General features: G+C 37.5%; 20 protein-coding genes and 1 pseudogene. 13 read left to right on the forward strand and 8 right to left on the reverse strand.

The window, feature by feature from the left end:
* From A3G9_RS01000000109590 to A3G9_RS0107615, 8 genes are all read left to right on the forward strand, one after another.
* A partial coding sequence (locus A3G9_RS01000000109590; RefSeq protein ID WP_018025282.1) for an IS30 family transposase occupies window positions 1-405 on the forward strand: 405 nt, incomplete at its 5' end.
* Window positions 406-464: 59 nt separating this feature from the next.
* Window positions 465-710: a hypothetical protein gene (locus A3G9_RS0107580; RefSeq protein WP_002821219.1), complete on the forward strand. Its 246-nt coding sequence runs from the start codon at window positions 465-467 to the stop codon at window positions 708-710.
* Window positions 711-737: 27 nt separating this feature from the next.
* Entirely contained in the window at window positions 738-2,177 is a 1,440-nt protein-coding gene (locus tag A3G9_RS0107585) for a glycoside-pentoside-hexuronide (GPH):cation symporter (RefSeq protein ID WP_002820247.1), read from the forward strand.
* A 26-nt stretch (window positions 2,178-2,203) separates the two neighbouring features.
* The gene (locus A3G9_RS0107590; RefSeq protein ID WP_002820985.1) at window positions 2,204-3,382 is read left to right on the forward strand and encodes a galactokinase; all 1,179 of its coding nucleotides are present in this window, start codon (window positions 2,204-2,206) and stop codon (window positions 3,380-3,382) included.
* Between the two features lie 30 nt (window positions 3,383-3,412).
* Window positions 3,413-4,882 (forward strand): UDP-glucose--hexose-1-phosphate uridylyltransferase, encoded by a 1,470-nt coding sequence (locus A3G9_RS0107595; RefSeq protein ID WP_002820244.1) that lies wholly within the window; start codon window positions 3,413-3,415, stop codon window positions 4,880-4,882.
* A gap of 63 nt (window positions 4,883-4,945) precedes the next feature.
* Complete coding sequence (locus A3G9_RS0107600) at window positions 4,946-5,947, forward strand: LacI family DNA-binding transcriptional regulator (RefSeq protein WP_002820243.1); 1,002 nt, start codon at window positions 4,946-4,948, stop codon at window positions 5,945-5,947.
* 30 nt (window positions 5,948-5,977) lie between these two features.
* A complete protein-coding gene (locus A3G9_RS0107605; protein WP_002821218.1) occupies window positions 5,978-7,000 on the forward strand; it encodes an aldose epimerase family protein in 1,023 nt (340 codons plus the stop codon).
* A 383-nt stretch (window positions 7,001-7,383) separates the two neighbouring features.
* Window positions 7,384-8,592 (forward strand): MFS transporter, encoded by a 1,209-nt coding sequence (locus A3G9_RS0107615; RefSeq protein WP_002821217.1) that lies wholly within the window; start codon window positions 7,384-7,386, stop codon window positions 8,590-8,592.
* A 103-nt stretch (window positions 8,593-8,695) separates the two neighbouring features.
* Here A3G9_RS0107615 and A3G9_RS0107620 read toward each other — a convergent pair whose 3' ends face one another.
* The 6 genes from A3G9_RS0107620 to A3G9_RS0107645 form a co-directional block, all read right to left on the reverse strand.
* Window positions 8,696-9,427 carry a PTS transporter subunit EIIC gene (locus A3G9_RS0107620; protein ID WP_004164849.1) on the reverse strand — a complete coding sequence of 244 codons (732 nt, stop codon included), beginning with the start codon at window positions 9,425-9,427 and terminating at the stop codon, window positions 8,696-8,698.
* 6 nt (window positions 9,428-9,433) lie between these two features.
* Window positions 9,434-10,144, reverse strand: a complete 711-nt coding sequence (locus A3G9_RS0107625; RefSeq protein WP_002820240.1) for a PTS transporter subunit EIIB — start codon at window positions 10,142-10,144, stop codon at window positions 9,434-9,436.
* Window positions 10,134-10,643, reverse strand: a complete 510-nt coding sequence (locus A3G9_RS0107630) for a PTS sugar transporter subunit IIA (protein WP_002820239.1) — start codon at window positions 10,641-10,643, stop codon at window positions 10,134-10,136. Before A3G9_RS0107630 ends, A3G9_RS0107625 begins: the two co-directional genes overlap by 11 nt.
* A 73-nt stretch (window positions 10,644-10,716) precedes the next feature.
* On the reverse strand, window positions 10,717-11,949 hold the full coding sequence (locus tag A3G9_RS0107635; RefSeq protein WP_002821216.1) for a neutral/alkaline non-lysosomal ceramidase N-terminal domain-containing protein: 1,233 nt from the start codon (window positions 11,947-11,949) through the stop codon (window positions 10,717-10,719).
* A 49-nt stretch (window positions 11,950-11,998) separates the two neighbouring features.
* Window positions 11,999-13,255 carry a hypothetical protein gene (locus A3G9_RS0107640; RefSeq protein WP_002820983.1) on the reverse strand — a complete coding sequence of 419 codons (1,257 nt, stop codon included), beginning with the start codon at window positions 13,253-13,255 and terminating at the stop codon, window positions 11,999-12,001.
* Window positions 13,256-13,277: 22 nt separating this feature from the next.
* The gene (locus A3G9_RS0107645; protein WP_002821215.1) at window positions 13,278-14,303 is read right to left on the reverse strand and encodes an amidohydrolase family protein; all 1,026 of its coding nucleotides are present in this window, start codon (window positions 14,301-14,303) and stop codon (window positions 13,278-13,280) included.
* A gap of 236 nt (window positions 14,304-14,539) precedes the next feature.
* Between A3G9_RS0107645 and A3G9_RS0107650 the strand changes: the two genes are divergently transcribed.
* From A3G9_RS0107650 to A3G9_RS0107660, 5 genes and pseudogenes are all read left to right on the forward strand, one after another.
* A complete protein-coding gene (locus A3G9_RS0107650; protein ID WP_002820230.1) occupies window positions 14,540-15,403 on the forward strand; it encodes a LysR family transcriptional regulator in 864 nt (287 codons plus the stop codon).
* Window positions 15,404-15,658: 255 nt separating this feature from the next.
* On the forward strand, window positions 15,659-15,910 hold the full coding sequence (locus A3G9_RS1000000110560) for a hypothetical protein (protein WP_018025285.1): 252 nt from the start codon (window positions 15,659-15,661) through the stop codon (window positions 15,908-15,910).
* A pseudogene (locus tag A3G9_RS1000000110565) lies at window positions 15,873-16,070 on the forward strand (MFS transporter); the annotation flags it as partial. The gene A3G9_RS1000000110560 and the pseudogene A3G9_RS1000000110565, both read left to right, overlap by 38 nt.
* 31 nt (window positions 16,071-16,101) lie before the next feature.
* Window positions 16,102-17,067 (forward strand): MFS transporter, encoded by a 966-nt coding sequence (locus A3G9_RS01000000109595; RefSeq protein ID WP_236608161.1) that lies wholly within the window; start codon window positions 16,102-16,104, stop codon window positions 17,065-17,067.
* A 127-nt stretch (window positions 17,068-17,194) separates the two neighbouring features.
* Complete coding sequence (locus A3G9_RS0107660; RefSeq protein ID WP_002820229.1) at window positions 17,195-17,641, forward strand: Hsp20/alpha crystallin family protein; 447 nt, start codon at window positions 17,195-17,197, stop codon at window positions 17,639-17,641.
* 62 nt (window positions 17,642-17,703) lie between these two features.
* Here A3G9_RS0107660 and dltD read toward each other — a convergent pair whose 3' ends face one another.
* Window positions 17,704-18,987 (reverse strand): D-alanyl-lipoteichoic acid biosynthesis protein DltD, encoded by a 1,284-nt coding sequence (dltD, locus tag A3G9_RS0107665; protein ID WP_002821214.1) that lies wholly within the window; start codon window positions 18,985-18,987, stop codon window positions 17,704-17,706.
* On the reverse strand, window positions 18,987-19,220 hold the full coding sequence (gene dltC, locus A3G9_RS0107670; protein ID WP_002820226.1) for a D-alanine--poly(phosphoribitol) ligase subunit DltC: 234 nt from the start codon (window positions 19,218-19,220) through the stop codon (window positions 18,987-18,989). The genes dltD and dltC overlap by 1 nt, the downstream gene beginning before the upstream one ends.
* Window positions 19,221-19,225: the final 5 nt, after the last annotated feature.

Here is a 19,225-nt window from a genome sequence, read left to right on the forward strand (position 1 = left end):
TTAATCGATCGCAAATCACGGTTCCTTTGGGCATACCGGTTAAAAGATCGGACGACAGCGACTGTTAATGAAGCACTAACTAAGTTCCTAACCACTTTTAATGGTCCGGTGCACAGCTTTACTGTGGACCGTGGCACTGAGTTTAGTGGGCTAGTATCACTTGAATCACAATATGGTATTAAGACCTATTACTGCCATGCTTATACGCCAGCTGAACGTGGTAGTAATGAACGCTTTAATCGGAATTTACGTTATTTTTATCCTAAAGGGACTTATTTTGAGCACATTAGTGCTCAAGGCTTGAAAACCACCTTACTCGAAATTAATCAGAGACCACTTAAAATACTTGACTGGCAAACACCTTATCAGGTCATGCTGACAAATTTGTCCAAAAATTCGGATTAAATTTGCAATCTACCTTTTTATTAGTAAAAATATGAATAAAATGATTTGGAGACAAACGTATGGTAGATAAAAATAAAAAGATAATTATTAATCCTCAACAGTTCGCTCTAAATGTTATTGGTGGGAATCAAAAATTACCGGACGAGGAAAACAAAAAGTATATCAAGCGTCAATTAATTTTATACCTCGAAGCGCTATTCTTAGTTCAGGACTTCAACGACTTGGAAAAGAACCAATTCGCTTTATCGAAGGCTACCCAGCGTGACGAAATTCTTGAAAAAGTTATCGAGCATCGCTACCACTAAGCAAAAATAAAAATAGGAGAAAAATAAATGAAACAAATCAAACAATATATATCCTATGCCTTTGGTGCATTCGGACACGATGCATTCTATGCGACATTAAGTACCTATTTCATGATTTTCGTGACCAGCCAACTCTTCTCGTCGAGTAATCATTCGCTTGATGACAAAATGATTGGCTATATCACAACAATGATAGTTGTGATTCGTTTAGTAGAAATCGCTTTTGATCCCCTGATCGGAGGAGTTGTTGACAATACCCGAACGCGTTGGGGAAAATTCAAGCCTTGGATTATGATTGGAGCGACGATCAGTTCGATTGGTTTAATTCTTATATTTACAAATTTTGGTGGATTAAACTACAGTAATCCAATTTTGTATCTAATTCTTTTTGGAATTGTTTTTGTTATTTTGGATGTTTTTTACTCGTTCAAAGACACCGCTTTTTGGTCAATGCTTCCGGCATTTACATTGAGTTCTTCAAAACGGGCGAAATTCAGTAGTATCGCTCGTTTGGGATCGACCCTTGGTTCACAGGGTGTCATTATCGTTATTGTTCCCTTGGTTACAATTCTTTCGGGAATGTTTGGAGCGAAAAGTGGTCAAGAGAACCAAGCCGGTTGGTTGGGTTTTGCGATCGTAATTGGTTTGATTTCCTTCCTTGGAGCTTTGGCAACTTCGGTTGGTACCAAAGAGGAACACAATATTATTCGTGAAAATACCGAGAAAATTCATCTTGTCGATGTTTTCAAAGTAATTTTTAAAAACGATCAATTAATGTGGCTGGCTTTGTCCTACTTCATGCTTGCCTTTTCTTACACTGTTACAAACTCTCTTTTCATTTACTACTTCAAATATGTCATGGGAAAATCCGGTTCCTTCTACATTGTCGGCATTATCACTGCGATTCTGGGAATCATTTCCGTTTCGCTTTTCCCGGCTCTGGAAAAACTAATTCACCGAAAGGCAATTTACGTTGGTGGAATTGTCATGATGCTGATTGGATACACAATCTTTATTTTTTCCGGTACCAATGTCGTTGCTGTTTTGATTGGAATTTCTCTGCTTTATTTCCCTTATCCATTGATCTTCTTGGCCGCTTTAATGACAATTGCCGACAGTGTTGAATACGGCCAGTTAAAGAGTGGTAATCGAAATGAATCGGTTACTTTAGTTGTTCGTCCTTTGCTTGATAAACTCGGTGGAGCTTTCGCGAATGGAATCGTTGGTATTACTGCAATCTTCTCCGGTATGACCGGTAACGCCAAGCCAAGTAGTATCAGTGCTCACGAATTATTTAATTTTAAGTTCTATATGTTTTACGGTCCGATGGTACTTTTGATTATTGCTGCATTAGTCTATTTCTTCAAAATCACTTTGACAGAAAAAGAACACGATAAAGTAATTGCCGAACTGGAAAATAAGTTGTCCCATGAGGATGATAAAAAAATTACAACCAAAGGAATTTAGTAAATATTAATAAAAGGAGTAATATTTTGGAAACTTTAGACAAGAATTCTTTATTAAAAGAATTTAAAGAGCAATTCAAAAAGACCGCAGAAAAAGTTTTCTTTTCACCGGGACGAATAAACCTAATCGGCGAGCATACCGATTACAATGGAGGCAATGTTTTTCCTTGCGCAATCAGTATCGGTACTTTTGGTGTTTATGGATCCCGCGATGACCAAACGATCAGAATGTACTCTGCTAATATTCCCGACCAGGGAGTCGTCAGCTTTCAGTTAAACGATCTTGAATATCATAAAGAAGACGGCTGGACTAATTATTTAAGGGGCGTTTTAGCTAGTTTGGTTTCACGTGACTATAAAATTAATCACGGTTTCGACCTTTTTATCCACGGAAATTTGCCTGATGGCGCTGGCCTTTCTTCATCAGCGTCAATCGAACTTCTGATGGGAACGATTTTAAAGAATGTTTTTTCCCTGGATGTTTCGCAATTAGATCTTGTCAAGATCGGCCAAGAAGTTGAAAACAAATATATCGGCGTTAATTCGGGAATTATGGATCAGTTTGCCGTTGGCATGGGAAGAGCTGAGCAAGCTATTCTGCTTGATACAAATACAATGAAATATGAATATGCCCCGGTTAAACTCGGAGACAATGTAATTGTCATCATGAGTACTAATAAGCGCCGCGAACTCCAGGATTCCAAATACAACGAACGTCGTTCACAGTGCGAAGAAGCTTTAAAACGCCTCCAAACAAAATTAGCGATTAAATCACTTGGCGATCTTTCAATTGAAGCATTTGACCAAGCATCTTATTTAATTAATGACGATATATTGATTCGCCGGGCGCGCCATGCCGTCTTTGAAAATCAGCGGACTTTAAGAGCTTTCGATGCGTTAAAAAACAATGATCTGACAACTTTTGGCCAATTAGTTGATGCCTCGCATGTTTCACTGCATTTCGACTATGAAGTGACCGGTAAGGAATTGGACACTTTGGTAGAGGCGGCTTGGAAACAGCCCGGGGTCCTCGGTGCTCGAATGATCGGTGCCGGTTTCGGCGGTTGTGCAATAGCAATTGTCGGAAAAGATTATGTCGATGACTTCAAGACAAAAGTCGGTAAAAGTTATCAAGAAAAAATTGGTTACCCGGCTGATTTCTATATCGCCAAGATTTCGGATGGGCCGAAAGAAATAGTCGAGTAATATTTAAGTATTGGAGGAGGCAAAAAATTAATGTCGGCATTGGACAAATTTGTTACTGCAGTGATCCAATCTGATTCAAATTATCAAGAATTGGACCGTATTTATGTTGAAAACAGAATTCATGCATTAATCGGAGACGGTAATACGGTAAAAGAAAAAGACGATCAGTTACTAAACTTGAGAACTGCTTTGATTGAGACAGCAATCAGGAACGGCAAAATCGAAAACAGCCTATCAGATCGCGACATTTTGGACGCAGAGCTAATGGACCTGCTGACTCCTTTGCCCTCCGTTATCAACGCAACCTTTTGGAATCTTTATCAGAAGAGTCCCAAAACAGCAACAGATTACTTTTATAAGGTTAGTCGCGAAAATGACTATATCAAAACGCAGGCAATCGCGAAAAATATTTCCTTTCCGGTTAAAAGTGACTATGGGGATTTAGAAATTACAATCAATTTGTCGAAACCGGAAAAAGACCCAAAAGTAATTGCTGCCGCTGCCAAACAAAAAAACCGGAGCAGTTACCCGCTAGACCAGCTCTGCCTTGAAAATGAAGGTTATTTAGGTCGCTTGGATTATCCAGCCCGCAGTAATCATCGGATAATCCGTTTGACTCTTGGTGGAGAAACCTGGGGATTCCAATATTCTCCTTACGCCTATTTCCAGGAACACTCGATTTTTCTTTCAAAAATTCACCGTCCAATGGTGATTAATCGACACACTTTCAGCAACTTACTGGAAATTGTTCACATTTTTCCGGAATATTTTGTCGGCAGTAATGCCGACCTGCCAATCGTTGGTGGATCAATGCTAAGCCATGATCATTACCAAGGGGGGAGGCATCTTTTCCCGATGATGAAGGCTAAAATCGATCGTCCAATCGATCTGGGAATTAGCGGTATAACCGCTGGAATTGTTAAATGGCCTATGTCGACAATTCGATTAATCAGTGAAAATCAGGAACAGTTAGCCAAAACTGTTAACTTGATCCATGAAAAATGGATGAACTACTCGGATGAAACAGTCGACCTTAGAGCATATACAAAAGGTGTGCGTCACCACACAGTAACGCCAATCGTTCATTTTGAAAATGGAAAATATATCTTTGATATCGTATTACGAGATAATCAGACCTCGGCTGAATATCCAGATGGGATTTTTCATCCTCACCAGGATGTTCAGCACATTAAAAAGGAAAATATCGGCCTGATTGAAGTTATGGGAAGAGCAATTTTACCAGCTCGCCTAAAGAAGGAACTAAAAGAAGTTTCTTCGTACCTGCTTGAAGAGCCGAATAAAATAGCTGACTATCATCGCAAATGGGCCGATAATTTAAAAAAACAATATAGTTTCAAAAAAGACAATGTCGATACAATTTTGAATAAAGAAGTCGGACTGACATTTGCTAGAGTCCTCGAAGATGCCGGCGTTTTCAAATGGAACCAACGAGGACAATTGGCTTTCGATCGTTTTGTAAAAAACCTAAAGTCTATATAATGGTTAAAGAGATCAAATCGTATTTATTCCTCAGGGACTGATTAAACACAGTTAGGATGGCAAATGGCAACAACATTAAAAGATATTGCAGAAAAAACCGGCCTCTCGCCAACCACTATTTCACGAGTCCTTAATTACGACAAAACACTTTCCGTCAGCGACGAAACCCGGGATCAGATTTTCTCGGTGGCGGAAAAATTAAATTATATTAAAAGTCATCATCGTTCATCGTCTATTTCGACAAAAAAAATCGCCTTGGTTCAATGGTATTCAGAGGAAAAAGAACAGGATGATTTGTACTATTTAATGATCCGCAAAGGAGTTGAGAAGCGCGGTCAACAATTGGGTATCGAAGTTATGAATATATTCAAAAACGATACCAGTACTTTAGAAACCGACATTGACGGCATAATCGCAGTTGGTAAATTCAGTCCCGAGCAAGTAAAGGACCTTGCCTTGGTGACCGACAAAATTGTTTTTGTCGATGATGATCAATTCGCTAAGGGTTTTGACAGCTTATTAACCAACATTTCCCTGGCGATGAAAAAAATCGTTGATTTTTTTTGGAAGGAAAAGATTCGCGATATCGGCTTAATATACGGTGAAGAAGAAACAACCGACCATTTGAGAAAAATTATCGACCGGCGCTATATAGCTTTTAAAAAAGAATTAAGCGAAAAACATGCCTACGACCCAAAACTGGTTTTTAAGGGCGATTTTACAAATGACTCTGGCTATCAAGTTATGAAAGAAGCAATCAGGAAATTAAAGGACCGTCTCCCGCATGCCTTCTTTATTTCCAACGATCCAATGGCAGCCGGAGCCCTAAAAGCGCTCAGAGAAGCAAAAATCGAAATTCCCAAAAGAGTCAGTATTTTTAGCTTCAACAATACTTCGCTTGCCAGTTACGTCTATCCGGAACTGAGTTCGGTAGCTGTTGGAACCGAAGAAATGGGCATGGCAGCAATCAATATGCTAAAAGACCAGCTGACGGCCAGCAAACAGCCCTTGGCAAAAAGAGTCGAATTGGAAACTCGTTTAATTTTTCGCCAAAGTACTTTATGATCGATTACTTAAAAGAATCGAGGTAATATTTTGAAAATCGAAACAAAAAAATTCGGAGAAATAAATGGAGAAACGGTAACCAAATATACTTTGATTAACCAGCATGAAACAAAAATATCTCTAATCACTCTCGGAGTGACATGGCAGGACTTTTCGGTTAAAGAAACAGATGGACGCCACCAACTATTAGTTAATTTTGATAATTTGGAAGATTACATCAAGACCCCTTATTATTTGTGCAAAGCAGTTGGACGAGTTGCCGGAAGAATTACCGGCGCTCAATTTTCAATCGCCGGTAAAGATTATCATATTGAAAACAACGAAAAAGATTACGCTTTGCACGGCGGCAGCCATGGCTTTTCTTTTATCAACTGGTCAGCAGAAAGCCATGTGGATGAAAAACAGGCCAGCGTGATTTTTAAGCACTATATTAAATCAAGCGATGACCAATATCCAGGGAATTTAGAAGCAACAATCATTTACACCCTGACTGAAAATGATCGCGTAACTGTGACATTTCTTGGAAAATCCGACCAAACAACTCTCTTCAATCCAACTCTGCATGCCTATTTCAATGTAACCGATTCCCAGCATGACTTGAGAAAGCAATGGCTAAAAATAAATAGTAGTAAAAGACTGGAATTGAATACTAACAAAATTCCTACCGGAAATTTTCTGCCGGTTAAGGGAAGCAATTATGATTTCCAGCAAAAAGAAAATCTTCAGGATGTTTTGGATAAACTAAAAAAAGATCAAAGCATTATTGAATTGGATGATATTTTTTTGGTCACTCCTAACAGCCAGGAACCAGTTGCTGAGATTGGAGATTCTGCCGATAAACGAAGAATTAAAATCTATTCGCAAAGAAATGCCGTTGTTGTTTTCACGACTAATCCGCTCGATCCAGAGCGTGAGAAGCAACACGATTTCAATGCGTTAGCAATTGAATGCCAAACTTTGCCTGATGCAATTCACCATCAAAACTTCGGTGATATCATTTTATCAGCTGGCAAAACAGCTGTTTATAATATTGCTTATCAATACGAGCACTAAAACAGTTTAAAAAGCGCCGCGAAAGCAGTGCTTTTTTATAGCAAAAAAAACATTTAAAATTGCCATTTGTAAAAAGTTTTCAGAACTAGAAGAACTAGAAATTATTACCAATCAATTTAAGCAACAGCAGCATAAGTAGATAAATATATACAATTCCATTATTATAAAAAATTATTTTCAAGAGTTTCAACAACAATATCAAGTCAGGTAGAACTATGGGAAAATTGTTTTTCAGATCTGTTTTCAATAATTGGCCGTTCATCCCGACAGGTGATATCCTATTATTAAAATGTTTCAAAAGGCAGATCGATTGGAACTTAACCGGGCAGAGTGTGAAAACACAGGGATGAAACTGGAATAAAACTAGGGATCAAGGGAGGAAAATGGACTATTTTAGTAATTACCGCAATCTTCCCAGAGAAATATACATTCTGTTTATTTCTCGGATCATCGATGCAGCAGGCTCCTTTGTTCAGCCTCTTTTGACTTTGATTTTGACTGAAAAAATAGGTCTCAGTGCTGCTGAATCGGGGTTATATATTACAATTCTAGGATCTTTATCCGCTCCGGGCATGATTATCGGCGGAAAACTCACTGACTTGATCGGTCGTAAAAAAATTATTCTCTTATCACAAATACCTGGGGCGCTGGTTTTGATGCTTTGTGCTTCAATTAAAAGCTCGTCGATGCTATTGGTCTATTTATTAATTCTGTCTTCGATCCTCTATTCAATTTCCTCACCTGCCTATGATGCTCTTTTAGCTGATATAACGGTTCCGAAAAATCGTCAAGCCTCTTATTCGCTTTCCTATATGGGCTGGAATTTAGGTTATGCAATCGGTCCGATACTTGGTGGATTGCTGTTTAAAAATGCTTTGCCTTTCCTATTTTTCGGTGATGGAGTAGCAACTCTGATATCTATGATATTGGTGGCCACTTTTATTGGGGAAACCAAAGGAAAGAAAGACCAGGAAATAAATTCCGAAAAACGACCGCTTGAAATTAGTCAAGAAGGATCCGTTTTTCACATATTGTTTCAAAGACCAATACTTATTTTCTTTGCTTTAATTCTATTTTGCTACGATTTCGTCTACGCACAGTGGGGCTTTGCGCTTCCTTTACAGCTTGCCGATTTGTTTGGTAAAAACGGAGCTGCGCTATACGGAACTCTCGCCAGTTTCAACGGAATTCTCGTAATTATCCTGACGCCTTTATTAACAAAAGTCACAAAAAAAATTCCTGCAATTACAGTGATGTCGATTGGCGGTTTCTGCTATATTCTTTCTTTTGGTTCGCTGGCTTTTGTTCACATATTGTTCCTCTTCTATCTTGATTTATTCATTATGACGATTGGCGAAATTTTGATTTCAATTAACTCTTCGGTATTCATCGCTGATCATACTCCGCTTTCTCATAGGGGAAGAATTAGCGCGATTATTCCGATAGTCACCGGAGCCGGATATGTAGTCAGTCCGCTTGTGATTGGAAACTTCATTAGTTACGCTTCGATTAAAGATGCATGGTTTTTGGCAGGAGCGATTGTATTTATCGCAGCCTGCTTGATGTCTCTTTTGAAAAGAATCGATAATTAAAGAGCATAAAAAATCCTTAAACCACTAAAAAATAAAATAAAAAAACAATCACCGGTGTTTAAACGGCAATTGCTTACGAGAATAAATTGAACATCCGGTTCAATTACTTAATATCTTTAACGTCTTTTTTAGCTCCAAAGAACATGCTGGAAATAAGAGCCAGTAAAAAAGCTACGATTCCACTCAAACAAAGTCCGATGAATCCAAAATCAATGCCTTTAGGATTAATAAAACACGGTAGTCCTAATGGTCCGCTGGCACCGAAAGCATACAATTTCGAACCAGAAAAACCGGCAATTGCGCCACCTATCCCAGCAGACAAAAAACTGGAAATCATAACCTTTTTACGTGGGATTAAAACTCCATAAAGAGATGGTTCATTAATACCAAAGAACGATGAAATAAAAGCCGGTATGGCAATACTGCGTTCCTTAGGATATTTAGTCCGAAGAAAAACACCTAGAACAGAACCCATCGAAGCTAAGGCACCGGCAAATATTAACGGATTAATAACATCATATCCATGTTGTGCAATGTCGATCGCAAACAGCGGGATAATTGCCCAGTGCAAACCAAACATAACGAGAATACTCCAAAATGTTCCCAGGAACAGACCTGCAATACCTGCATTCAAACCAATCATTGCAATGACCAATTTACTCAAACTATCCTGTATAACCATCGCGATTGGTCCAATAACAATAAGTCCCAAAGGGGCTGCAATTAGCAAAGTGAAGAACGGAACGAAAAATGCCCGTAAAATAGCCGGCAAATTTTTATTCAACCATTTATAAATATGGCTGGCTACCCAAACAATTAAAATAATCGGAATCACGGTAGTCTAATATGTTTGCGTAACAACCGGAATTCCCAAAAAAGTTAATCGTACTGGTAGAGAAAATGCGCTTCCGGCAAACAAAGTATATAAGGTTTTACTAGTTACTGCGCTGACTAATGTCGGATAAACCAGAATTCCTCCCAGGGTTATTCCATACAATTCTTTCATGCCAAATCGTTTTGCAGCACTCCAACCTAGGGCAACCGGGAAGAAATAGAACAAAGCGTCGCCAAGAGCATATAAAATAACGTATGTTCCGCTTGTTTTAGACATAATTCCCGCAACTGTAAATAATGAAACAAGTGCCTTAAACATACCGCTTGCCATCAATATTCCCAGCACCGGTTGAAAAATCGAACTAATCAGACCTAAAAATCTAGAAAATAATCCTTCCTGTTTTTGATCTTTTTCACCATATTTTTTTTCATCATTCTGTCCCTGGTCAAGGGAAACTTCTTCTTTCTTTTGAAAACAACCAACTTTTACTAAAGCATCATATACATCATCGACTTGGGGACCGATGACAACTTGATACTGTCCGCCGGCATGAATAACATCCATTACGCCATCCATGTTTTTAATCGCAGTATCATTAGCTTTACTTTCATCTTTTAAATGAAAACGTAACCGAGTAACACAATGAATTACATCATTGACATTCTCTTTTCCGCCCACGTTCTTCAAGATATTTGTGGCTAATTCTTTATAGTCCATAATTATTATCTCCATTTTTTTCAACGATTATCTCGGATAATCCTTGCGTGACTTGCGTACCGATATTCTCAATCTTTATATCTACAGAAGAACCATTAGTAACAACAAGCGAGGTAATTAAATCTATTTTCTTTTCCTGCATCAAATTACGATTAATTCTTAACAAAGGTCTGCCAATTTTAACTATTTCATCTTTCGAAACGAGAGTCGTAAAACCTTCCCCATGCAAATTAACTGTGTCTATACCAACATGAAGCAATATTTCAATCCCGGAAATGCTCATCAAACCAATCGCGTGTTTTGTGGAAGCGATCATCGAAACACTGCCCTGACACGGTGAAAAAATTGTATCTCCGTCATAGATGAAAGCCGCTCCGTCACCCATAACTTTTTTAGCGAATAGAGGATCAGGAACTTTTGACAAATCAACACATTTTCCTGTAACCGGTGCAAGGATTCGTTTATCGGGATGTTTATTTTTATTTAAAAAGGCAAACATATTTTTTCCTTTCAATTTAGATTAATTTTCAAAACAAATTTACTAAAGCGCTTTCATTTATCTTTAAAAAAATTTACTTGTCCATCAATTGGCCGGATCGAATTAACTTAGCAACGATTTTTTCAGCCTCTCCCGATGGAACCGGATTACCAATCGTTTCAAAGGAAAGTCCATATTCCTCTTTCGGCAAAAAGTAATAATGAAATCCGTTCGCATAACCGGCAATAATCGCAACTTTATTCGTCGATGATTTCATAGACAGTCCAAATTTAGATCCGAGCTCGCCTGGGAAAATATAAAAACGCAAATTGCCAATATCCAAAACCTCAAATTGCAATAATAAATTGTAATCATTGAGCTTCAACTGCTCCTGGCATTTACCGATTAGCGCTCCAGCCGGCGCGCTTTCCCCGAGATTGAGTTCTCCGGATTTAATATCATCAATAGTTTGCTGGAGTTGACGATGATATTTTTTCATATTCGGGTGAATCGAATGACTGAGGGTCTGAAAAATCACCGGTCCGAACTCAACTTTTTTCGTGACAGGAATATCGATAATTTTCTCAGCAAGGCCGGAGCTAACCCGCTCCAACTCGGCAAAATCTTTTCCCTGCCGATTATTTCGATTACTGGAATCTGCTGCAGCACCAACAACCATTACCGGAAAACAACCCCATCGATTTCCAAGTTTCTGACAGGTTTGACCGGCTAAATCACCCGTTAATTGATTATTATCCGGACCAAGAACAGTAGAATGAGTCGCCCAGTTCAACAAACAGGCAAAAACGTTGTTTTGCTTGTTATAAAATTTGATGACAGTTATTTCGTTGTCGGCCAATTCTCCAGGATGATTGCGATTACTGTAATAACCGGTAATTACTTTTTTACCGTATTTAGCAGTTGCATCTTGAAGATTTTCTGAACATTTTTCAAAAGCCTTAATAATTGTTTCAATCAGAAAATCATAGTATTGCTGATTGAACTGGCCTGTTTCCCAGTGCTTATGAAAATCTCTAATAGAATTATGATCATGGGTAACACAAATAATTATTTGATCACGTGAAATACCGTAAATCTCATTTAATTTGCTTTTAACTTCTTCGACCATGTCATCTTCAAGTTCCAATAAGTCGGCAGAAAGAAGAAAAACACGATTATGATTGTCATTATCGAAAAGCAATGCATTGCAGAAAATATCGTCATGAATACCGGCAGCTGGATTGTTCCGAACCGGAGTTTTGTAGCCTAATAAATAAAATTTACAATATTCAGGCGAAATACAGTAACGTGCTGTTCCAATTCTCATATTAACGACCTCTATTTTTATATTTTATAAACATAATCGAGCTTAATTCTTATGATTGCAGGGCTTTTACAATTTGATCGAGAAAAAGTCGATCGGATCCCTGCCCAAGCCTAGTATTCATAGCCGTATAAGTACGACGAATAAAATCGACATCCTCCGGCAAATATTTCATTGCCCCATTTACAAGGGTACAAACAAATGTATTTTGATTATTAAACTTTTCTCGCAACTTTTGGCCAAAAGAACTGTTGAGCTCAGGCATGGTCCCAATCATTGCTAAATTATTCAAGTACAGAATATCAATAGGGACAAAAAGTGAATTACCGGTTTTTTCAAATTGATATTTTTTTGAAGGCCGCAAGGCTTTAGTTGAATATTTGACTCTTTGTTCCGGTAGATAAACTGAATAATGATTAATTTTTATTTCACAGTTATCAGCAAATTTCTCTGTTTTGAACACTGCCCTTTGAACACTTTGACTAAGTTTTACCCCAAGCTGATCAACCAAAGAATACGCTTCTTCATGAATGCTCGAACATACAAGACGATTATTCTTCGTAATCTTCCAGTTTGATCCCTTAAAAATTGGAGCTTGATCGCCGGCCGAACCAGGCAGAAAAATTGCTACTGAGTTCTTACCAAAAGTATTTTCGATATCACTGGAGGCCTTACCAACCAGGTCCGAAGAAATTAAAAGTTCTCCACTTTTAGTCGAAACATTATCCATTACAGATGCTTGAACATCAAAATTATAAAGAATCGAAATAATCTCATTATTTTCTTGTTTTAAAGTGACTGTTCTTACATCATGATTTGAATATCCATCATCATTGCGACCAAGCCACCAGCCTAGTCGTGTTGGTATATTCCTATTGATATTAAGGGGACAGGAGCTATAGGAAAAACCTATATCGGCTGGTTTCATAGACAAGAGCGCTTGATTGATTGCTTCTCTTAAAGCTGCCGACGTTTTAAAAAGCATCATGGAAATAATTTTCTCTTCATCATCCTTTTGCGATTCCAAAGGAATATGTGGAGCAGAAAAGGTATGAGTAACGGAAACCCAAATGTTTCCTTCGTCAATACTTGTTAATTGATGAATCAAGCTTTTATAAAAATCAATTCTGTCCTTTGTTAAAGAAGTCAGGTCAATCGATACGAATGCAAAACGCTGATTGCTATCAATCAAAAGTACCCTGATATATAAATTGTCATGAATTCCTGTGAACTGTTTAATCGGAAAGTCGTCTTGAGAAAAAACTATTTTGGCCTTTCCGGCACCAGCTAGAAAAGAATCTTTCAGCACTTCACCATCTCCTTTCAATTTTTTATTTAATGCCATATATCCTTTCTGCATTTTTAAATAGAAGCATATCCTTTTCATCTTGACTAATTGGCAAATCGCCAACATATTGTGGTCCACCGATTAGCCAATCCTTTTTTACAGGATAGGAAGAACCGTAGATAATATGGTCAGCTCCCAAAACTTCAACGGCACATTTTAATTCGGCTTTTCCCCATGGCTGAGCATGAGACATTTCAAAATAAATATTATCTTTTAAAGACCGTGCTACATCGGAAGTGTTTGCATCGAAACGGCCATGACCCGAATCGTTTGGGAAAAACATGTTCTTATAAGCAAAATAACCACCTCCGAGCATCGAATGTATCATTTTTAAATTCGGCAACTCCTTAAACATCCCACTGAAAATTTCTCGCGTGACAGCGATCGTTTGATCCTCACAGCGACCATATGATCTTCTTAAATTGTTGTAGCCTGCCAAAGAATTATATTCAACCGGTACGGGTGTATGGTGCACATACACAGGAATATTAAGATCGCTGGCACATTTTAATAAAGGTCTGAACATCGGATCATCCAAATATTTATTACCGTAATGAGCGGAAAGTTGTAAACCATTCATATGAAGTTCTTTAATACAGCGCTTCAATTCCCGTAAGGTATCAGCATCCCCGGATGGTGGTACAACAGCTAAAGCTCTAAAACGACCCTTGCTTTTTTTAACGGTTTCAGCCATTTGATTATTGAACTGGATACATAAATCCAAATCTAACCACTCTTGGCATCCCGGCAGCTTCATAACGCCAGTATCTACTCCGGCCTGATCCATATTTTCCAATTGAACTGATAAATCATAATCGCCTTGAAAATAATTGAGATTTTCCGAACCTTCCGGCTTTTCTATTACAAACTCGCGTTCATTTTTATTTTTTTCTCGTTGATAAGCATAAACACCATATTCTCTTGGCACCACCCGAAGGAAATGATTGGTCATTTCCTCTGAAACAAAAATTTCATTTGGAAGCCAGTAGATATTCGCATCAATAATCAAAATATGGATCTCCTATTCTAAACATTGAAAGTAAGCGCTTACTTTCACTACATATTGTAGGTCGCAAAAGAATTCGTCCCATTTCCGTTTAATCCGATACTTATTCCTGAGACGAATAAATGAAGCAGATCAGCAATTCCTTTAAATGGTTAATATATAATCCAGGAAAAATGTTTCCTTCTTTTTTTGACTATAATTATTTTTAACAAGAAATAGATGTTTTACGGAGGGAATCAATGGATTCGGAATATCTGAAAACATTTGTAACTTTGGCAAAAGAAAAAAACTATACACAGGTAGCGGATTCGCTTTACATTTCGCAATCATCGATAACAAAGAGAATTCAAAAAATCGAAAAGCAATTAGGCGTTAACTTGTTCAATCGAAATACGAAATCTGTCGAACTCAGTAAGTACGGTTATATATATTTAGAATACGCCGAAAAAATTCTTCAATTAGAACAAGAATGCCTTAAAAAAATCGATCAGGCAGTCGTCCATGACAACTCTTTAATCATCGGCTCGATTCCTTCAATTGGACAGTATGGTATTTCTAAAGAAATTACCAACTTTATAAAAGATACCGGAGTTGAAATCAAAATAATTACCGAGCCGTCCGGAAAATTGGAAAATCTGCTTCACTCCAATCAGTGCGATTTTGCATTTATTCGTGAAGTTAAAGATCGAAAATATTTCAAGCGAATACCTTATGCAAAAGACCAAATGATGGCTGTTTTACCGAAAAATCATCACTTAGCTAATTTAAGAAAAATTTCAATATCCCAACTGGAAAAAGAGTTCTTTCTATTGGAGCCGAAAGGATCGCGTCCCTATAATCTTTGCGTAAATTTATGCAAAAGTTCCGGCTTTCTTCCAAATGTTGTATATACCGATAGACAGATCGAAAATATTGTTGATCTGGTAGCTGATGGAATGGGAATATCTCTATTAATGAGTAAACTTGTTCCAAAGGAGTCATCGAGAATCGTTGCAATACCAGTCGAACCAACTGTATCGACAAGCATATCGCTATGCTACATGTCAGATGAAAATTTAACCGATTTGAAGAGAAAATTCATTGCCTATATAAAAAACAGGTAAGCGATTTCGTTTGCAAAATCCTTCCTTTTGCTGTTATAATCCCATGTGAACATCATAAAATTAACAACTCAGGTGACTAGAAACCATAAACAAGTGGCTTTTGTACTTGTATATTCTTAGGAATGTTGAAACTTATTTAATAACCAGAGAAAATGAATTTAAGCCAAATTAAGTCAACTCCGATTCTGAGAAAAAGTACTGTTGTGTCTAAAAATGCAATAGTCATTGAAGTATTATCAGAAATTGGAGTTTTTTATGCAAAAAGATAATCAACCAGTCTCCCTTCATGTCAAATTGGCAATTTTGGGTTTAGCAGGATTAGCATTTTGCGATGTTTTAATTGAAACATCCATGAATGTAACTTTTCCAACACTCATGCAACAATTCTCTATAAGTCTCAATAAGGTCCAATGGCTGACAACAGCTTATTTATTACTTGTCGCGGCAACAATTTCAATTGCCGCCTTCATTGAAAAAAGATTTATTTTTAAAAAGATTTATTTTTAAAAAGATTTTCTTTTGGGCAGGGCTACTTTTTATAATTGGTGTTATTTGTTCGGCGCTTGCGCCAAATTTTTTAATTTTGCTCATCGGCAGGCTGATTCAAGCTCTGAGCACCGGACTGGCAATCCCACTCTTAATTACAGAGATAATGCAGCAAATACCTCAAAAGAAACAGGGAAGTTACATGGGAATTGGTGGAATGGTTATTGCTTTTGGCATCTTCGCTCGGGCCAACCTATGGAGGCGTCATTACTCAGGACCTATCATGGAGACTTATATTCCGGTTTGTACTTCCGATCGGTTTGATTGCTTGGTTGATCGGGCTTTCTTTTATCGAACAAAAAAGCTCGCCAAGCAAAATCCCTTTCGCTTGGAAACAGTTTATCAGTTTGATCCTGGCCCTGCTTTCAATTACAGTTGCTGTTAATAATGCTGGAATATATGGTTGGACTTCAATCAAATTCTACGGTTTCCTTTTAATAGCGGTTATTTTGTTAATTGTATTTATCAAGCTTTCCACAAACAGCAGACAAGCATTAATCAGTATTTCGATCTTTAAAAAATGGGAATTCGTCTGCCCTCTTTTAATTTATTTTCTGATCCAATTTATCCAATTGTCTCTGACTTTTCTTCTGCCAAACTACGCCCAATTAATTCTTAAAAAAGGCGTAACGATATCAGGTATAATGCTGCTTTGCGGAAGTTTGATTTCTGCTATCCTCCAGCCTTTGACCGGCCGTATGCTTGATAGCTTCAGCGTAAAAATTCCACTCGTAATTGGTGCTTTTTTTCTGATAACATCGACAATTTCTTTTACAATTTTTCAAAGATATTTGTCGGTCTTTTTAATCGCAGCTCTGTATGTTATTTATATGATCGGTTTTAGTTTTGTATTCAATAACTCGCTAACATACGCCTTGCAAAAACTGCCGTTGAAATTAATTTCCGATGGAAATGCCGTTTTTAATACTCTTCAGCAATATGCGGGTTCGCTGGGAACATCTGTTGCTTCGGCACTTTTAGCGAATGGTATTGGAACAGATGGCAAACAAAGCAACTACACAGGCAGTCGGCACATTTTCATTTTGAATTTTATCAGTTGCGCAATTGTCGTCATTTTAATATTTTCGATTCAAAGGAAAAAGAATAAATACAATTAAATTAATCGAAGCCTTTTGACAATAATTATTTTTTTATTTGACCTTTCTTGACTTTCTGACCAATACTGACTATTATAATAACTGTAAGCGGTATGTAATATCACTTAGTTAATAGGAGGTATTTGATATGGCAAATGAATTAATGGATAGAAATGATGGATTAATGGATGTTTCCGATATGATGGGCAACTTGATGAACAACTTCTTCGGACCACGCGATGGCTTGTGGGAAAGTGCCCGGCATAATAATTCGATTATGCGGACTGATATTTCTGAAAACGATAAAGAATACGGCCTGAAAATCGAACTTCCAGGCTTGGATAAGAAAGATATTAAAATTGATTATTCAAATGATAATCTAACGGTATCAGGAGTTTTGAGTTCCAAGGCCGAGGAAAAAGACAAGAAAAATAATGTCGTTCGCAGCGAACGTCGCTATGGGAATTACTCCCGCAGTTACTACGTACCCGGCGTAGATGAAAACAAGATTAGTGCCAAGTACGAAAATGGTATTTTAAACCTGATTCTACCAAAATCTGACGAAAGTCAAACTCATCATATTGAAATCCAATAATTAAAATCTTTGAATAAAATAAAATCCCCACTTCTCTTAAAGTGGGGATTTTTTAGTAAAAATTATTTAAATTCCTTGAGATTGGCATTATTTGGTTTTAATCGCTGCCACTTTTTCGAAAGAAAATTATTATTAATCTTGTACTTTGGTGCTTTAGTCGGATGACTCAAAAAAGGATTTACTTTTTTATCAAAAGCGATCCAGCCACACCAGCCGAGATGAATCGTGTCCTGCATAAAATACGGCTTGCCACCATCTTTGGATAAATCGACAACGTTATTAAAAGATTGAGATTTCAATTGATATTTAATCTTTTTAACAGCTTCCTGATAGTTATTCAAATCAAGGCCGGTATAAGCTGCCCATTTACGGTTGACAGGAGGAATAACGAACATCACGTTAACCTTCAATTTGGCAAATTCATTAAGCACAAGTTGAAAATCGGAATACTCCGTGGACTGTACATAACTAATATTTCTTTGTGCTCCTTTCAAGCGTTTAAGGCCAAAGGGCTTGATTCTGCCGCTATAAAAACTATTCAAAATACCAAAACGGTTATTAGTGGTCTGCCTTGCAGCAACTCTGTTGGCAGAACGAGTCAAGTTTCGATAGCTAAATTGTCTTGGTAGATATTTTGTTTTCGGCAAAATGCGGCGGTCATAATTGTCATTGACTTGAAAGCGGCTAAAAAGCTGATCCTCGTGTTCGAGAACGACCTTTTCAAGGTAAATTTCCCATTTTTCCTGTTTGGTAAGACTTTTTCCTTCGGCAACCCGTTTGTAGATATTTGTCAAAATACCTTTTTTATCCTCACCTTGAAGTTTTAAAAGGCGATCGGCCGCATAACGATCAGCCCTTGAATTAGTATTGGAATCAAGCCATTCAGTTCCTTGAAGATTGGAAAAATAATAATTGAATTCCCCCGGATCAACACCTTTTTTAACAAACCATTGCGGAGAAATAACAAAAACCGCCTGTTTGTTTTTTAATTCCGGCAAAATTGTCTGCATTGCAAAATACTGGGTAAGAGATTGTGTTCCGCGCCGGCCAAGCAAAAAAGGCCGGTAATTTCGGTGATATTTAATCGCCAGAACAGAAGGATGAAATTGATCCATCCTCTCCCACTCCGATGATCCAAAAAAAGGCACATAACGCGTTTTTTTATCAGAAAGAGCTTGCTTTTTTAGTTGCTGGTTCTTAAAAGTAATGGAATTCAACGCAACCGCAGCTTTTTTTTCATCCTTAACCGAAAAATGCGAATAATTAAGAGGTGCAAACAATAAAATCAAAAGAGCCAAAAAAGCGACAATGACGGGTCCAAAAATCTGCCATAATCTTTTTTTCATTAGTTGTCAGCTAACTCCTTAACTCTCTCAATTACTTTATTCGGCGTATCCCATTTACTACGGTCGAATTCCGAAACCGGCACATTGATTCCGAATTTATCCTGTAAGGCCAAAACCAAATCAACCGTTGCCATCGAATCCATCAAACCGTTATCAAAATAGTTGTCATCCATTTGATTTGATAAATCTTCACCCAAAATATTTTCTAAAATTGCTAAAACTTCTTTTTCCATTATTA

It is taken from the genome of Oenococcus oeni DSM 20252 = AWRIB129 (genome assembly GCF_000372485.1).
GTDB lineage: Bacteria > Bacillota > Bacilli > Lactobacillales > Lactobacillaceae > Oenococcus > Oenococcus oeni.

What these genes read in the sequence shown, in the direction of transcription:
- A3G9_RS0107625 (WP_002820240.1), bottom strand. Translation starts at nt 10,144, where the DNA reads ATGGACTATAAAGAATTAGCCACAAATATCTTGAAGAACGTGGGCGGA.
- A3G9_RS0107615 (WP_002821217.1), top strand. Translation starts at nt 7,384, where the DNA reads ATGGACTATTTTAGTAATTACCGCAATCTTCCCAGAGAAATATACATT.
- A3G9_RS0107630 (WP_002820239.1), bottom strand. Translation starts at nt 10,643, where the DNA reads ATGTTTGCCTTTTTAAATAAAAATAAACATCCCGATAAACGAATCCTT.
- A3G9_RS0107650 (WP_002820230.1), top strand. Translation starts at nt 14,540, where the DNA reads ATGGATTCGGAATATCTGAAAACATTTGTAACTTTGGCAAAAGAAAAA.
- A3G9_RS0107585 (WP_002820247.1), top strand. Translation starts at nt 738, where the DNA reads ATGAAACAAATCAAACAATATATATCCTATGCCTTTGGTGCATTCGGA.
- A3G9_RS1000000110560 (WP_018025285.1), top strand. Translation starts at nt 15,659, where the DNA reads ATGCAAAAAGATAATCAACCAGTCTCCCTTCATGTCAAATTGGCAATT.
- dltC (WP_002820226.1), bottom strand. Translation starts at nt 19,220, where the DNA reads ATGGAAAAAGAAGTTTTAGCAATTTTAGAAAATATTTTGGGTGAAGAT.
- A3G9_RS0107600 (WP_002820243.1), top strand. Translation starts at nt 4,946, where the DNA reads ATGGCAACAACATTAAAAGATATTGCAGAAAAAACCGGCCTCTCGCCA.
- dltD (WP_002821214.1), bottom strand. Translation starts at nt 18,987, where the DNA reads ATGAAAAAAAGATTATGGCAGATTTTTGGACCCGTCATTGTCGCTTTT.
- A3G9_RS0107595 (WP_002820244.1), top strand. Translation starts at nt 3,413, where the DNA reads ATGTCGGCATTGGACAAATTTGTTACTGCAGTGATCCAATCTGATTCA.
- A3G9_RS0107580 (WP_002821219.1), top strand. Translation starts at nt 465, where the DNA reads ATGGTAGATAAAAATAAAAAGATAATTATTAATCCTCAACAGTTCGCT.
- A3G9_RS0107660 (WP_002820229.1), top strand. Translation starts at nt 17,195, where the DNA reads ATGGCAAATGAATTAATGGATAGAAATGATGGATTAATGGATGTTTCC.
- A3G9_RS0107635 (WP_002821216.1), bottom strand. Translation starts at nt 11,949, where the DNA reads ATGAGAATTGGAACAGCACGTTACTGTATTTCGCCTGAATATTGTAAA.